Below are 14,706 nucleotides of genomic sequence, written 5' to 3'. Positions count from 1 at the left end.
GTGACGTACGTCATTGCCCTGCCGTGTGTGGATGTCAAGGACAAGGCATGCATCGAAGAGTGCCCGGTCGACTGCATCTACGAAGGTGAGCGGATGTTGTACATCCACCCCGACGAGTGCGTGGACTGCGGCGCCTGCGAGCCCGTATGCCCGGTCGAGGCCATCTACTACGAGGATGACACCCCGGACGAGTGGGCCGACTACTACAAGGCCAACGTCGAGTTCTTCGACGACCTCGGATCACCGGGCGGCGCCGCGAAGATGGGCCTGATTCCCAAGGACCATGAGCTGATCACCGCCCTGCCGCCGCAGCCGATGCCCGAAGGCCTCTGACGGCCCCGGCCCGACGAACCGAACCCGAGCTGACACCGTGCTGACGCTGCCCGAATACCCCTGGGAATCCCTGGCTCCCTACCGCGCCACCGCCTCGGCCCACCCCGGTGGGATCGCAGACCTGTCCATCGGCACGCCCGTGGACAGCACACCCGCGCTCATCCAGGACGCCCTCGCGGCGGCCGCCAACGCGCACGGCTATCCGACCACTCAAGGCACCGTGGAGCTGCGCGAGGCCATCGTCGCCTGGTTCGCCCGGCGTCGCGGCGTCGCGGGGCTGGACCCGCAGGCGGTCATCCCCACCGTGGGCTCGAAGGAGTTCATCGCCTGGCTGCCGCTCCTGCTGGGCCTGGGTCCCGGCGATGTGGTGGTCCGGCCCACCGTGGCCTACCCTACCTACGACATCGGCGCCCTGCTCGTGGGCGCCACCGCCGTGGCCGCGGACTCGCTCGATGAACTAGATGCCGAGACCCGCGCCCGGGTCAAACTGGTCTGGACCAACTCCCCGGGCAACCCCACCGGGAAGGTGGCCTCGATCGAGGAACTGCGGGCCGTCGTCGCGCAGGCCCGCGGGCTGGGTGCCGTGGTGGCCGGCGACGAGTGCTATGCCGAGCTCGGCTGGGGCAGCTGGGACGACGACGACGCGAGCCACGAGGGCAGCGCGGACGGCGGGGATCATCGGAGCGGGGACCAGCGGGACGGGGGCGCCGCCAGGGTGCCCTGCATCCTGTCGCCCGAGGTGTCTGACGGCGACCACACCAACCTGCTGAGCGTGTACTCGCTGTCCAAGCAGTCCAATGTGGCCGGCTACCGTGCGGCTTTCGCGGCCGGGGATGCCGCGCTGATGTCCACCCTGCTCAACAGCCGCAAGCACGCCGGGATGATCGTGCCGATGCCGGTCCAAGCTGCCATGACGGCAGCACTCGGGGACGACTCCCACGTTCAGGAGCAGAAGGACCGGTACCGGTCCCGGCGCACTCTGCTCAAGGACGCGCTCGAGGCCGCAGGCCTCGTGGTGGACCACTCCGAGGCGGGCCTGTACCTGTGGACCCGGGACGGCCGGCGGGCCCCGGACGCGGGAAACGCCACCGGGCCAGGGGCCGACGCCGTGGCTGCGGCTCCCACCGAGCAGGACAGCTGGGATCTGGTCGGGGAGCTCGCCGAGTTGGGCATCCTGGTCGGTCCCGGCACCTTCTACGGCGCGGCCGGCAACGGCTACGTGCGAGTGGCGCTGACCGCCACTGACGACGCGGTGGCGCAGGCAGCTGAACGGCTGCGCTCCTGGCGCTGACCTGCGGCCCCCGGCCGTTGGTCGCTTTCGCGGGACCGCCAGGGGCCACAATCGTCACCGATTCCTTGTCCGGGCCCCCGTCTTGGTAGCGTTGACGTGGATTGGACCACCCCCGCTTCACATGGTCGCCGTCCCAGGCGGATGGTTTCCGGTGGTTCGCACACTGAACAACTCATGAGGGAGCACCCATGACCGAAAACACTTCAGCTCAGCTGTCCGTTGACGGCACGATCGTCGAGCTGGGCCGCGAGAAGGCCACCATCGGCAACGACGGTCTGAACATCGGACCGCTGCTGAAGGACACCGGTCAGGTCACCTATGACCCTGGCTTCATGAACACGGCCAACGCCAAGTCGGCCATCACCTACATCGACGGTGATGAGGGCGTGCTGCGCTACCGCGGCTACCCGATCGATCAGCTGGCCGAGCACTCCTCCTTCCTCGAGGTCGCCTACCTGTTGATCTACGGCGAGTTGCCGACCGGGGACCAACTGGGCGAGTGGGACCAGAACATCCGCCGCCACACCATGCTGCACGAGGACCTCAAGGGCTTCTTCAACGGATTCCCGCGGGACGCGCACCCCATGCCGGTGCTGTCCTCGGCCGTGTCCGCCCTGTCCACCTTCTACGCGGACTCCCTGGACCCGTTCGACGAGGAACAGGTCCACATCTCCACCATCCGCCTGATGGCCAAGCTGCCGGTGATCGCGTCCTACGCCTTCAAGAAGTCCATCGGCCAGCCGATGCTCTATCCGGACAACTCCCTGAACCTGGTGGAGAACTTCCTGCGCCAGAGCTTCGGTGTCCCCGCCGAGCCGTACGAGCTGGACCCGGACATGGTCAAGGCTCTGGACCTCCTGCTCATCCTGCACGCGGACCACGAGCAGAACTGCTCGACCTCCACGGTGCGCCTGGTCGGCTCCTCGCATGCCAACATGTTCGCCTCCATCTCGGCCGGCATCAACGCGCTCTACGGCCCGTTGCACGGCGGTGCCAACGAGGCCGTGCTGAACATGCTGCGCTCCATCAAGTCGGACGGCGTCAAGCCCGAGGACTTCATGGAGAAGGTCAAGAACAAGGAGGACGGGGTGAAGCTCATGGGCTTCGGCCACCGCGTCTACAAGAACTACGATCCGCGGGCGAAGATCGTCAAGCAGACCGCGCATGACATCCTCGGCAAGCTCGGCGGCAACGACGAGCTGCTGGACATCGCCATGCGCCTCGAGGAGAAGGCACTAGCGGACGACTACTTCATCGAGCGCCGCCTCTACCCGAACGTCGACTTCTACACCGGCCTGATCTACAAGGCCATGGGCTTCCCGGAGAAGATGTTCACCCCGCTGTTCGCGCTCGGCCGGCTGCCCGGATGGATCGCCCAGTGGCGTGAGCTGATCGAGGACCCGGCCACGAAGATCGGGCGCCCGCGCCAGGTCTACACCGGCCACGCCTTGCGGGACTACCCCAGCCGCTGAGCGTTGGTGTCCTAGCTGGTTCTAGCAGGCCCTCACCTTCGCGGGTCAACCCGCGAAGGTGAGGGTCACCGCGCCGTCGGTGCCCGTGGCCGGGGCCCAGCCGTGATCCGCCCGGACCCAGCCCTGTCCGCCGAATGAGGCAGAGGTGATGCCGAACTGGTCGGCGTTGGCCACGGCCCACTGCACGAGAGCCCAGCCTCGCGTCCCGGAGGCCGGGATGGTGGCCGTGCGGCCGTCGTCGGACACCCGGGGCTGCGCCGAGGACAACTGGTCCTGCAGGGCGGCGGACATGGCGGTGGCGTCGCCGGGCTCGGCCGGCGACTTCAGCACACAGTTCAGGGCCGCGGGGGAGTGCCCGGTCAACGCCGAGGCATAGGCCCGGCCCTCGGGCTCGTGGTCGGCGTAGGCATCGGGGAACGCCGAGCGCTGGACCCTCTGGGCCGCCACCGTGATGTCGAGGTCCTCGAAGTCGGGCACCAGCTCCTCCAGCTCCTGGTAGAAGCGGTTCGCCGCATAGACCGGATCCATGACCTGCTCCTCGGTGCCCCACCCCTGGGACGGCCGCTGCTGGAACAGGCCGCGGGAATCCGGGCCCGCCTCGTCCCCATAGTCGATGTTGCGCAGCTTCGATTCCTGGAAGCCGGTGGCGATGCCGATGGAGGCGGCCCGGGCCGGCAGGCCGCGGTCCAGGGACACCGCGGAGATCAGGGCGGCGTTGGCCGCCTGGTCGGGCGCGAGCCTGAAGGAGTCGGTTCCGACGATCGCCGTGCAGTGCTCACGGACCAGGATCTCCGAGGAGTCGATGAACCGGGAGGCGGCCCACGTTCCGGCGCCCACCACGGCCAGACAGATCAGGAGGACCACCAGCGCGCGCCAGCGCCGCCGGGAACGCTTGCTCATCGGCGCGGCGCCCCTCGCCCGCGGTCCAGGGTGGACGGCCTCAGGGGTCGTGACACGGCTGTACTCGGCATGGTCTGGCTACTGGGGAGTCAGTTGGCGTGCAGGGCGTCGTTGAGGGCCACGGTCTGGCCGGCGCGGGGCAGGGCCTGGACCTGGCCGGTGGAGGAATCGCGGCGGAACAGCAGGTGGGGGACGCCTGAGAGGTCGAGGGCCTTGACGGTGGTCTCGTGGGCGGTTTCTCCACCGGCCTCCCCGCCTGTCTCCCCCTTGGACCCGTCACGGGTGCCCATGCGCACGGCCACTCGGGTGCCGGCCGTGATGTAGAGCCCGGCCTCGACCACGGAATCGTCGCCGACGGAGATTCCCACGCCGGAATTGGCGCCCAGCAGTACCCGTTCGCCGATGGTGATCCGCTGGGATCCCCCGCCGGAGAGGGTGCCCATGATGGAGGCGCCGCCGCCCACGTCGGAGCCGTCACCGACCACGACGCCGGCGGAGATCCGGCCCTCGACCATGGAGGCGCCGAACGTTCCGGCGTTGAAGTTCACGAAGCCCTCGTGCATCACGGTGGTGCCCTCGGCCAGGTGGGCCCCGAGCCGGACCCGGTCGGCATCGCCGATGCGCACGCCGGTGGGCACCACGTAGTCGGTCATACGGGGGAACTTGTCCACGCCGTAGACCTGTACGGGACCGCGGGCGCGCAGCCGGAGCCGTGTGGTCTCGAATCCGGCCGGCAGGCAGGGACCGAAGTTCGTCCACACCACGTTGGCCAGCACCCCGAAGACGCCGTCCAGGTTGATGGTGTTCGGCTGCGCCAGCCGGTGGGACAGCAGGTGCAGGCGCAACCAGGCGTCCAGGGCGTCTGCGGGCGCCGCGTCGAGATCGATCTGCACGGTGTGGACCTGCTGGCGGGTGCCCCGGTCGGCGTCGGCGACGGCCACCGCGGCCAGCTCGGCCTCCAGCCCTCCGCCGTCGGTGCCGAGCACCGGGGCGGGATACCAGACATCGAGAACGGTGCCATCGTCCGCCACGGTGGCCAGCCCGACGCCCGAGGCCGTGCGCACGCCGCCTGGGCGAGCGGCATCGGCGTGGTCTGAACGGTCGGCGGACAGGCTGGAACCCGGCTGGGTGGGGGTTGAAGTCATGGGAAATATCCTACTGGCACAGACTTAGACTGACGGGCATGAACAGCACCAGCCACGCCGGGCCCGCTTCCGGCCATCCCGTCCCCGTCCTGCCGCCCCTCGATTCGGATGTGGCGACGCTGACGGCCGCGCTGCTGGACATCCCCTCGGTCTCCGACCACGAGACCCCCCTGGCCGACGCCGTCGAGGCCGCCCTGCGTCAACTGCCGCGGTTGGCGATCCACCGCATCGGGGACAGCGTCGTGGCGCGCACCGACTTCGGCCTGCCGGCCCGCGTCGTGCTCGCCGGGCACCTGGACACGGTGCCGCTGCCCACCACGCCCGGCGCGCGCGGGACGGTGCCCTCCAGCTGGGAGTCGCCGGCCGGCGCTGAGGCACTGACTCCCGGGTACGAGACGTCCGGCGCCGGACCGGTCAGCCTGGTCAGTCCGGCCAGTCCGGCGGACGCAGACGTGCTCTACGGCCGGGGAGCCACGGACATGAAGTCCGGGGTGGCCGTCCAGCTGGCGCTGGCCGGATGGATCGGGCACGACGCCGGCCCCCTCCCCGCGCACGACGTCACCTGGGTGTTCTACGACCACGAGGAGGTCGGTTCCGAACACTCGGGGCTGGCCCGCGTGGCCCGCGAGGCCCCGGAGCTGGTGCAGGCCGACTTCGCCGTGCTGCTGGAGCCCACCGACGGTGTGGTGGAGGGCGGCTGCAACGGGACCAATCGGTACGTCGTCACGGTGCCCGGGGTGGCGGCCCACTCCGGGCGGGCCTGGAAGGGGGAGAACGCCATCCACGCGGCCGGGCCCCTACTGGCGGCGCTGGCCGCTTATCGGCCCGCCACCATCACGGTCGAGGGACTCGACTACCGGGAGGGCCTGAACGCGGTCCGGATCAATGGGGGGACCGCCGGCAACGTCATCCCGGACGCCTGCACCGTGGAGGTCAACTACCGGTTCGCCCCGGACAAGGACCTCGAGCAGGCCCATGCGCACGTGTACGAGGTGCTGGCCGAGGCCGGCATCGGACGTGACCGCGTGGAGGTCGTCGACGAGTCGCACTCGGCCCGGCCCGGACTGGACCGTCCGGCCGCCGCCGCCTTCGTCGCGGCTGTAGGGGGAACGCCGATGCCGAAGTATGGCTGGACGGACGTCGCCCGGTTCTCCGAGCTCGGGGTGCCCGCGGTGAACTTCGGCCCCGGGGACGCCCTGCTGGCCCACACGGACGACGAGCATGTCACCGCCGGGGCCATCCGCAACTGCCTGGCCGCACTGCGCCGGTGGCTGGTGCCGGCAGTCGTCCCGGCATCCTCATCGTCCTGACCTGCTGCGGATCGGGTACCGAGACGGCTGCCTGACCTTCTACGGGCTTACTGCGGGCCTACTGCGGGCTTACTTGGCGACCTCGATGGTGGACACCATGGTGGTGGAGGTGGCCGGGGCCGTGTCGCCACCGGTGCGGGAGGACAGGGTGCCCGCCAGCTTCGTCGCCAGCCAGGTCAGGATGAAGTTGATGACGATGAAGATCAGCGCCGCCACCACGAGCGTCTGCAGGATGTTCGAGTACCCGGAGCCCAGCTGGCGGGAGTACTGCAGCAGTTCGTAGAAGCCGATCAGGTAGCCCAGGGCGGAGTCCTTGAGGATGACCACGAACTGACTGAGCAGGGACGGCAGCATGGCGGTCAGTGCCTGCGGAACCTCCACCAGACGCAGGGACTGGTTGCCGGTCATGCCGACTGCCGCGGCGGCTTCCCGCTGCCCCTTCGGCAGGGACTTCACGCCGGACCGGACGAGTTCGGCGATGACGGCCCCGTTGTAGACCGTCAGGCCCACGATGACGCCGTAGTACGCCGCGTCCCCGGAGGCGATCAGCCCCGTGGGAGCCACCACGCGGGAGAAGAAGAAGTACAGGAAGAACATCATCACGAGCACCGGGACGGCGCGGAAGAACTCCACGATGACGCCGGAGACCCCTCGGATGATGGCGAACGGGGCCAAGCGCAGGAAGCCGAAGACCAGTCCGAAGACCAGGGCCGTGATCACGGCAATGCCGGAGGACTGCAGGGTGAACTGCAGGCCGGGCAGATAATAGTTGGTCCAGGCGTTGGCGTTGAGGGCATTGGTCCACTGGGCAGGGGCCAGCTGACCCTGGCGGTCCAGCTGCATGAGCACGAGGACGACCACGACCAGTACCACGGCGAGGGCGATCGCATTGGAGATCAGGATGTTGCGCCGGGCCCTGGGACCCGGGGCGTCGAAGAGGACGGAGGCCTGTGCCTTCATCGGGCCACCGCCAATTTGTCGGAGAGCCAGGTGGTCAGGATACCCATGGGGATCACGATGATGCAGAATCCGATCGCGATGGTGAGGAAGATGTAGATCATCAGGTCCGGGTTGAACTCGATCATGGTCCTCATCAGTCCGGAGGCCTCGGCCACGGAGGCTGCCGCGGCTACCGTGGTGTTCTTGGTCAGGGCGATGAGCGTGTTGCCGAGCGGCGTGATCGCACCGCGCAGGGCCTGTGGGAGCACCACCAGGCGGGCGGCCGGCAGGAAGCTGAGCCCGATCGCACGCGCGGCCTCGGCCTGGCCGAGGGGCACCGTGTTGACGCCCGAACGGATCGCCTCGCACACGAACGCCGCGTGGTAGAGGATCAAGGAGATCACGGCGTAGGTGAAGAAGTTCAGGTCGAAGTCCGAGGAGAACGTGATCTGCAGCTGACCCCATACGGCCAGCACGCCGAGCACCATGATGATGGTCAACGGGGTGTTGCGGACCGTGTTCACGTAGGACGTGCCGATGCTCCGGAGGGAGCCGACGGGAGAGATCCGGAAGACGGCCAGGATGGTGCCGAGGATGAAGGAGCCGATGGCCGCCAGGAACGTCAGCCGGACGTTCATCCAGAAGGCGCCGAGGATGTCGTAGTCGGCGAAGAGTTCGAGGAATCCGTTCATGAGCTTCCTGTGTCAGTGGCCGCCGGCTTGGGGGTGTGCCGGGGCCGTGGCCGGTGGTGGTGGCCGGAGGAGGACGACGGTGGGCCGGGCGGGTGCCCGGCCCACCGCCGAATCACGGTGTGATGGTGGTGATCAGGCCTCGCAGGATTCCATCTCCGCCTCGGGGCCGTTGTTCAGCTCCTCGTCAGGCGTGTAGCCGGTGCCCTCGGTGTTGGCGGTCAGGGCCTCTTCCCAGGCGCCCTCGTCCTTCATCTTGGTGATGGCGTCGTTGATGGCTTGGCAATCCTCGGAACCCTGCGGGATGCCGACGCCGTAGCGCTCGACGGTGAAGGGATTGCCGACGACGGTGAACTTGCCCGAATTCTCCGGGGTCGCGGCCAGGCCGGCGAGGATGATGTCGTCGGTGGTGACGGCGTCCACCTGGCCGGACTCGAGGTAGGTCACGCACTCGGCGTAGCCGCCCTGCTCCACCAGCTCCACGCCCTCGGCGTACTCGTCCTGAATGGTCTGGGCGGAGGTGGAACCGGTGACCGAGCACAGGTTCTTGCCCTCCAGGTCCTCCGGGCCGGTGATCTCGGTGTCGTCGGCGCGGACCAGCAGGTCCTGGCCGGCCACGAAGTACGGTCCGGCGAAGCCCACGCGCTCGGCGCGTTCGTCGGTGATCGAGTAGGTCGCGAAGATCATGTCGACCTCGCCGCCCTCCAGGGCGTTCTCGCGGTTGGCCGAGGGGGTCTGGACCCATTCGATCTGGTCCTCGGTGTAGCCCAGCTCGGTGGCCACGTACTTGGCCACGTCTACGTCGAAGCCGGTCGGGTCACCGCTTCCCTCGCGGAAGCCGAGGCCCGGCTGGTCGAACTTGATGCCGATGCGGACGGAGTCGCCCCCGCCTGCGGTCTCACTGCCGCCGGTCTCGCCACCCTCCTCGGTGGAGGACGGCGAGCAGGCGGACAGGACGAGGGCGGCCGACGCGGCGATGGCGGCGGTGGAAAGGAGCTTCTTGCGCATTGTTCCTCCAGGAGCGGTGCTCGAGTGATTGAGCGGTTGGGTGCGGGTGATGCGGTTGATGAAGTGGTGACGGTGTTGGTCAGTGGGTCAGGATCTTCCCGAGGAAGTCCTTGGCGCGCGGGTGCTGCGGATTCATGAAGAAGGATTCCGGATCGGTGTCCTCGAGGATGGCGCCCTCGTCCATGAAGATGACACGGTCGCCGGCCTTGCGGGCGAAGCCCATCTCGTGGGTGACCACGACCATGGTCATGCCCTCGTGTGCCAGCTGGACCATGACGTCCAGGACCTCCTGGACCATCTCGGGATCCAGGGCGGACGTGGGTTCGTCGAAGAGCATCACCTTGGGCCGCATGGCCAGCGCCCGGGCGATGGCGACGCGCTGCTGCTGGCCGCCGGAGAGCTGTGCGGGCATCTTCTTGGCCTGCTGCGCGACCCCGACGCGTTCCAGCAGGGCCATGGCCTCGTCGTTGGCCTGGGACTTCTTGATGCCCTTGACCTTGATCGGCCCCAGGGTCACGTTCTCCACGATCGACTTGTGAGCGAAGAGGTTGAAGGACTGGAACACCATCCCGACATCGGCCCGTAGCTGGGCGAGGCCCTTGCCCTCCGCGGGGAGCGGCTTTCCATCGATGCGGATGGTGCCCCCCTCATCGATGGTCTCGAGGCGGTTGATGGTGCGGCAGAGCGTCGACTTGCCGGAACCGGAGGGGCCGATGACGATTGCCACCTGCCCCTCGGGAATGGTCAGGTTGATGTCCTTGAGGGCTTGGAACGAACCGAAGTGCTTGTTGACATTGTCCAGTTCAACGAGGGCCCGCTTTGCGGTGGAGTCGGCTGCGGGGGGATCCGTCGGGGCCGGTGTGCTCTGCGTCATAGGGGAGAGACTATAGGACAAGATCAGGCCAGATCATCAAGACGTGGTCGTCACGGTGCATTTAACCCAATCGTTGCCTTTCTGAAACACTTATTGCGCGATTTGGCCCGGAGTCGTGGATCCCGGTGCGGCGATAGGCTGGGCTCATGTCACACCACGGCGATGCGGACGCCTCCGCTCCGCGAATCCGGCGCGGCGCTCAAACCCTGCGCGGTGCTGCTGCAGCCGGTCCGACCTTCGACCAATTGCTGCTTCGTTCAGACGACGCCCGATCATCGGAACGGCAGTCCACCACCACGGACGCGTGGCGGGTGCTGCGCATCCAAGGCGAGTTCGTCGAGGGCTTCGGTGCCCTGGCGGACCTCGGGCCGGCCATCTCCGTGTTCGGGTCCGCGCGCACCGCACCCGGCGCGGCCGAGTACGAGCAGGCCCGAGAGGTGGGGTACCGGCTCGCCGAGGCCGGTTTCAGCGTGGTCACCGGAGGCGGGCCCGGGGCCATGGAGGCGGCCAACCGCGGCGCCAAGGAGGCCGGCGGGCTGTCGGTGGGCCTGGGTATCGAGCTGCCCCATGAGCAGGGAATGAACGACTGGGTCGACCTCGGCGTCGACTTCCGCTACTTCTTCGTGCGCAAGGTGATGTTCCTGAAGTACTCCCAGGGATTCGTGGTGGTCCCCGGTGGTCTGGGCACCCTGGACGAGCTGTTCGAGGCCCTCACCCTGGTCCAGACCGGGAAGGTTACCGCCTTTCCGGTGGTGCTGCTGGGGCGGGACTTCTGGGGCCCGTTGGTGGCCTGGATCAGAGACAGCCTGGTCAAGCGCGGCATGGTCAATCCCGTCGACGTGAGCCTGCTCCAGCTGGCCGACACCCCGGAAGAGGCCGTGGACCTCGTGCTCAACACGGTGGCCGGGGGACGATGGCCCGACCGGGAGGACTGGGACCCGGACCATCAGCGGCTCACGGCGGACCACGGGTTTGCGTCGGGTGATCCCCAGTGAACGTGTTCATGGTGCTGGTCCTGGTGGCCGCCGTCGTCGTGGTGGGGCTTCTCGCCCTGGCCGTCACGGGCAAGACGGGGTTCGCAGCGCCGCTGTCCGAGCCTGTGCGTGCCCTGCCGCCGGTCCTGCTGCCCCCGTCTCCGGAAGCGGAGGACGTGGACGCGCTGCGCTTGTCGCCGGGGCTGCGCGGATACCGCATGGACCAGGTCGACGAGGTGCTCGCGACGCTGTCCGGGGCCCTGGCCGAGCGGGATGCTGAGATCGCGAGGCTGCGTCAACTGGCGGGGAGAATACCGGGCCAAAGTGCAGATGACGTCGTGTGATTAGCGGCACCGGGCCGAATCCGGAATAATAGGGGTGTCAAGCGCTCCGCGGGCCGCCAGGGGATGCCTTTAGCCCTGACGACCGCACGTATAGTCTTGCGGCCTCGCTGTGACGACGGGGACCGCATCGAGAAGGGAACACAGATGGCAGCCATGAAGCCTCGTACCGGGGATGGTCCCATGGAAGTGACCAAGGAGGGCCGGAGCCTGATCATGCGCGTGCCGATCGACGGTGGCGGCCGCCTGGTGCTTGAACTCAACAAGGATGAGGCGAACGCGCTCAAGGAGTGCCTCGTCGGCGTCACCGACGCCTGACTTCCCTGACCGGCGTTGCACGTCCGGTACCAGGAAGCCCCCGGATCCACGGCTCGAAGGCGGTGGAACCGGGGGCTTTCCCCTGCTCGGACGGGAGCCGGCCAGGGATGGGCTGAGGCTGGGGCGCGAGTGGGATCCGGGCGTTCAGCGGGAAGCGGAGGCGTTCAGCGGCGCACGGCCAGCAGCACGCCGGAGCCGGTGGGGACCAGTGCGGAATGCCAGGTCTCCTCATCCCGCAGCAGCTTGCCGGCCTCCCGGGCGGCCACGGTGGACGCCTCACGGACGGCGGGCTTGGGGACCCGATCCTCATCGAGGGCGTCGTTGACGATCAGCAGGCCCCCGGGACGCAGCAGCCGCGCTGCCTGCTCCACGTGGAAGACCAGCGAGGCCTTGTCCGCATCGAGGAACACCAGGTCGTAGGCCTTGCTGTTGAGCCGCGGGACCACGGTGCGGGCCCGGCCCGTGATCATGCGGGTGCGGTTGGCGGGGAACCCGCCCTCGGCGAACCCCTCGCGGGCCGCGCGCAGAGCCTCGGCATCGGGATCGATGGTGGTCAGCATGGCGTCCCGGGTGAGACCGCGCATCAGGGCGATGCCGGAGACGCCGGCACCGGTGCCGATCTCCACCAGGGTCGAGGGGGAGCGGGTGGCGGCCAAGACGGTCAGCAGGGCGGCGGTGCCCTCGGTGACCGGCACGATCCCCAGGTCGGAGGACCGCTCCCGGGCCCGCAGGAGCACGTCGTCCTCGGCCGGACGGGACTCCGCGAATGCCCAGCTGGCATGCTTGTCCGTCTGGTGGGGGCTCAGGGCCTTCATGGGGCGTGCTCGATTCTCTCGTGCGGCGGGGGAGTCGGGGGTGCCGACCGGCAGTCCAGTCTACGGCGATTCAAACGACACGCTCCCATGCTCAGACTCCTCACAGCAAAAGGGGCCAGACTGGATGGGTACGGAAAGGAGTCGACTGCAGTGACCATTCCCACCTGCACCACCCCCTTCGTGCCGCTCCCCGCACACACCTCCGGAGGGAAGGGCCCGCGCTGATGGCGGTCTTCCATCCCCGGGCACGATTCGACTCCTATGTGGAGGATGCCCTCTCCCCGGCTGCCCGTGAGCGGATCTCTGTCCATCTCGAGCAGTGTGACGCATGCCGTCACGAGGTGGAGCAGCGCGAACGCATCCTTCAAGCCGCCTCGTCCTTGTCATCCCTTCCGGCTGCCTCCTCGACGAATTCGTCGTACCCGTCTTCTCCGTCGTCCCAGTCAGATCCGGCCTCGCCGGAATCGCAGTGGGCGGTACCACCTTCGCCCTACGCCTGGCCTTCGCACGCCGCAGAACCCTCCACCGGGTCTCGTCCCGCCGTGCCGCCGGTGCTGGAAGAACGCCAGGGCGTGGCCGGCTGGAAGGTGGTCATGGGACTGGGGGCCATTGGCCTGGCTGCCGTCGCGGTGCTGTCCACCGCCTGGATCGCGGGTGATCCGGAGGCCGCGGCCGGCCCGGAGACCGGGGAGAACCTCCTTCTGCCGTCCGCCTCCGTGAACTCCTCCACGGCGGATCCCGACGCCGGCGCATCACCTGCGCCGTCCGGGTCGCCGAACGCTGGGAGCGCCGGTGCCGCAGAGTCCGAGATCGGCGACCCTGACGCTGACACCACCGACGACTCGAGCGGTCCCGCGGTACTCTCGCCAGCCGGCATCGGCGGTCCGGCGCTGGCCCCCTCCCTCCCGTCGCCGTCTGGATCCGTCAATCCAGCCGAAGGCAAGGTCTCTGCCGGAGTCGCCCTGGCCGAGACCATGGCGTTGACCCCGGAGATGGTCACCGATCTGCGACGACTGGGGTGGAACGTCCCCTCCTTGAACGGACTGGGACTGCAGCACGAATCCACTGGTTGGGCTGTGGAGGACGAGACTGCCGAGGTGGTGATGTCACTCCAGGGTGAGGAGGCCTCACTGGTGCTGCACGAGTGCCGCTCACTGGGCGAGGATGCCGGGATCCCCGGCTGTCCATTGGCGAACGGGGACGCCCGCGCCGCAGCCTGGGCTGACACCGTGGCCGCGTCCGGCGAGACCCGCAGACTGCCCGTCGGCGTGGAGATGTCCGTCCTCGATCTGGGCGACGGCACGTGGACGGCCACGGCGCAGACTCCCAACGCCTCCTACACGGTGGATTCAGACCTGCCGATGGACCGGGCAGAGCGTGTGATGACCCTCGTCGTCATCTCGGAACAATCCCGTGTCCAGTCGGGGACAGGGCCCGAACGGCCTGCGGACCGCCTGGCCCGGGGCTTCGAACGACTCCTGCCCTGGATGGATGAGCACGAGGAAGGCACCCGATGACCGCTGCCGAGTTCGGCACGGGCAGATGACGGACGAACACAGGACGGGCGGTCTGACCTCCTCCGGCGACGCCCTGCCGCTCGGGTAGGCTGAGGACTTGTGACCTTCGGTATCAACGGCGCTGAGCTGATCATCCTGGCCCTGCTGGCCGTGCTCATCCTCGGTCCGGAGAAGCTCCCGGAGTACGCGCGGAAACTCACCGAATGGATCCGGAACCTGCGGCGTATGGCCGAGGGTGCCAAGACCCAGTTCAGGGAAGAGACGGGCACCGATTTCGACGAGATCGACTGGAAGAAGTACGATCCCCGCCAGTACGACCCCCGCCGCATTATCAAGGACGCCCTCGCCGATCCGGTGGACGGGGAGGCTTCGAGTTCAGGTCCGGCCGGCGCCTCCGGCCCGTCCGGTGGATCCCACACGGAGGCACGGAGGGGACGGAGCGGCCTCCGGGGTGAACTCGACTCCGTGCGCTCCCAGCGCGACGAGCTGCGCGAGGACCTCAAGGACATGGATCCCCGAGCGCTGTTCTTCGGCAAGACCTCCAGCCGTTCGACGACCCACTCCGCCGGAAGTGCGGGTGGCGTGGGCAGTGTCAGTGTCGCTGCAGATGCAGATGCAGATGCAGAAGCCGGTCAGCCGGGCGGGGCCGCCGTTGCGCCGGCCGCTCCGCGCGATCCGGCACCCTTCGACGTGGACGCCACGTAGGCCGACCACCCTTCGACGTCGACGCCGGATAGCCGGGACGCGCGCGAGACCCGACCGGGACGCGCAGGAGACTCG

The 14,706-nt window shown here is 68.5% G+C and carries 16 protein-coding genes; 9 read left to right on the top strand and 7 right to left on the bottom strand.

The features are described 5' to 3' along the window. The 3 genes from fdxA (at window position 1) to BOSE125_RS08560 (ending at window position 3,096) form a co-directional block, all read left to right on the top strand. Window positions 1–333, top strand: coding sequence for a ferredoxin (gene fdxA / locus BOSE125_RS08570; protein WP_159551716.1), 333 nt, complete (start codon window positions 1–3; stop codon window positions 331–333). 37 nt (window positions 334–370) lie between these two features. Then, a complete protein-coding gene (gene dapC / locus BOSE125_RS08565) occupies window positions 371–1,624 on the top strand; it encodes a succinyldiaminopimelate transaminase (protein WP_159551714.1) in 1,254 nt (417 codons plus the stop codon). A 188-nt stretch (window positions 1,625–1,812) separates the two neighbouring features. After that, window positions 1,813–3,096 carry a citrate synthase gene (locus tag BOSE125_RS08560; protein ID WP_159551712.1) on the top strand — a complete coding sequence of 428 codons (1,284 nt, stop codon included), beginning with the start codon at window positions 1,813–1,815 and terminating at the stop codon, window positions 3,094–3,096. A gap of 45 nt (window positions 3,097–3,141) precedes the next feature. On the opposite strand, the gene BOSE125_RS08555 is transcribed toward BOSE125_RS08560, so the two are convergent. Both BOSE125_RS08555 and dapD read right to left on the bottom strand, forming a co-directional pair. Continuing rightward, window positions 3,142–3,996 (bottom strand): hypothetical protein, encoded by an 855-nt coding sequence (locus BOSE125_RS08555; protein ID WP_159551710.1) that lies wholly within the window; start codon window positions 3,994–3,996, stop codon window positions 3,142–3,144. Window positions 3,997–4,085: 89 nt separating this feature from the next. Beyond that, window positions 4,086–5,141 (bottom strand): 2,3,4,5-tetrahydropyridine-2,6-dicarboxylate N-succinyltransferase, encoded by a 1,056-nt coding sequence (gene dapD / locus BOSE125_RS08550; protein ID WP_159551708.1) that lies wholly within the window; start codon window positions 5,139–5,141, stop codon window positions 4,086–4,088. Window positions 5,142–5,179: 38 nt separating this feature from the next. On the opposite strand from dapD, the gene dapE reads away from it, so the two are divergent. Further along, window positions 5,180–6,451, top strand: a complete 1,272-nt coding sequence (gene dapE, locus BOSE125_RS08545) for a succinyl-diaminopimelate desuccinylase (RefSeq protein ID WP_159551706.1) — start codon at window positions 5,180–5,182, stop codon at window positions 6,449–6,451. A gap of 69 nt (window positions 6,452–6,520) precedes the next feature. On the opposite strand, the gene BOSE125_RS08540 is transcribed toward dapE, so the two are convergent. The 4 genes from BOSE125_RS08540 to BOSE125_RS08525 form a co-directional block, all read right to left on the bottom strand. Next, window positions 6,521–7,411 (bottom strand): amino acid ABC transporter permease, encoded by an 891-nt coding sequence (locus tag BOSE125_RS08540; RefSeq protein ID WP_159551704.1) that lies wholly within the window; start codon window positions 7,409–7,411, stop codon window positions 6,521–6,523. Further along, the gene (locus BOSE125_RS08535; protein WP_159551702.1) at window positions 7,408–8,082 is read right to left on the bottom strand and encodes an amino acid ABC transporter permease; all 675 of its coding nucleotides are present in this window, start codon (window positions 8,080–8,082) and stop codon (window positions 7,408–7,410) included. Before BOSE125_RS08535 ends, BOSE125_RS08540 begins: the two co-directional genes overlap by 4 nt. 132 nt (window positions 8,083–8,214) lie before the next feature. After that, the gene (locus BOSE125_RS08530; protein ID WP_159551700.1) at window positions 8,215–9,087 is read right to left on the bottom strand and encodes a glutamate ABC transporter substrate-binding protein; all 873 of its coding nucleotides are present in this window, start codon (window positions 9,085–9,087) and stop codon (window positions 8,215–8,217) included. Between the two features lie 79 nt (window positions 9,088–9,166). Next, a complete protein-coding gene (locus BOSE125_RS08525) occupies window positions 9,167–9,961 on the bottom strand; it encodes an amino acid ABC transporter ATP-binding protein (RefSeq protein WP_159551698.1) in 795 nt (264 codons plus the stop codon). 146 nt (window positions 9,962–10,107) lie between these two features. Between BOSE125_RS08525 and BOSE125_RS08520 the strand changes: the two genes are divergently transcribed. From BOSE125_RS08520 to BOSE125_RS08510, 3 genes are all read left to right on the top strand, one after another. Continuing rightward, the gene (locus BOSE125_RS08520) at window positions 10,108–10,956 is read left to right on the top strand and encodes a TIGR00730 family Rossman fold protein (protein ID WP_159551696.1); all 849 of its coding nucleotides are present in this window, start codon (window positions 10,108–10,110) and stop codon (window positions 10,954–10,956) included. Then, complete coding sequence (locus tag BOSE125_RS08515) at window positions 10,953–11,279, top strand: DivIVA domain-containing protein (RefSeq protein ID WP_159551694.1); 327 nt, start codon at window positions 10,953–10,955, stop codon at window positions 11,277–11,279. Before BOSE125_RS08520 ends, BOSE125_RS08515 begins: the two co-directional genes overlap by 4 nt. A 144-nt stretch (window positions 11,280–11,423) precedes the next feature. Next, a complete protein-coding gene (locus BOSE125_RS08510; RefSeq protein ID WP_159551692.1) occupies window positions 11,424–11,594 on the top strand; it encodes a DUF3117 domain-containing protein in 171 nt (56 codons plus the stop codon). Window positions 11,595–11,758: 164 nt separating this feature from the next. Here BOSE125_RS08510 and BOSE125_RS08505 read toward each other — a convergent pair whose 3' ends face one another. Continuing rightward, on the bottom strand, window positions 11,759–12,409 hold the full coding sequence (locus tag BOSE125_RS08505; protein WP_159551690.1) for an O-methyltransferase: 651 nt from the start codon (window positions 12,407–12,409) through the stop codon (window positions 11,759–11,761). A gap of 224 nt (window positions 12,410–12,633) precedes the next feature. Here BOSE125_RS08505 and BOSE125_RS08500 point away from each other — a divergent pair, with 224 nt between their 5' ends. Further along, the gene (locus BOSE125_RS08500; protein WP_159551688.1) at window positions 12,634–13,926 is read left to right on the top strand and encodes a zf-HC2 domain-containing protein; all 1,293 of its coding nucleotides are present in this window, start codon (window positions 12,634–12,636) and stop codon (window positions 13,924–13,926) included. Window positions 13,927–14,025: 99 nt separating this feature from the next. Next, window positions 14,026–14,631, top strand: a complete 606-nt coding sequence (locus tag BOSE125_RS08495; RefSeq protein ID WP_159551686.1) for a twin-arginine translocase TatA/TatE family subunit — start codon at window positions 14,026–14,028, stop codon at window positions 14,629–14,631. The last annotated feature ends 75 nt before the right edge of the window (window positions 14,632–14,706 follow it).

It is taken from the genome of Citricoccus sp. K5 (assembly GCF_902506195.1).
In the GTDB taxonomy this organism is placed as follows: Bacteria; Actinomycetota; Actinomycetes; order Actinomycetales; family Micrococcaceae; genus Citricoccus.
Note: the sequence above shows the minus strand (reverse complement) of the source record. Positions and strands in the feature narration are given on the sequence as shown.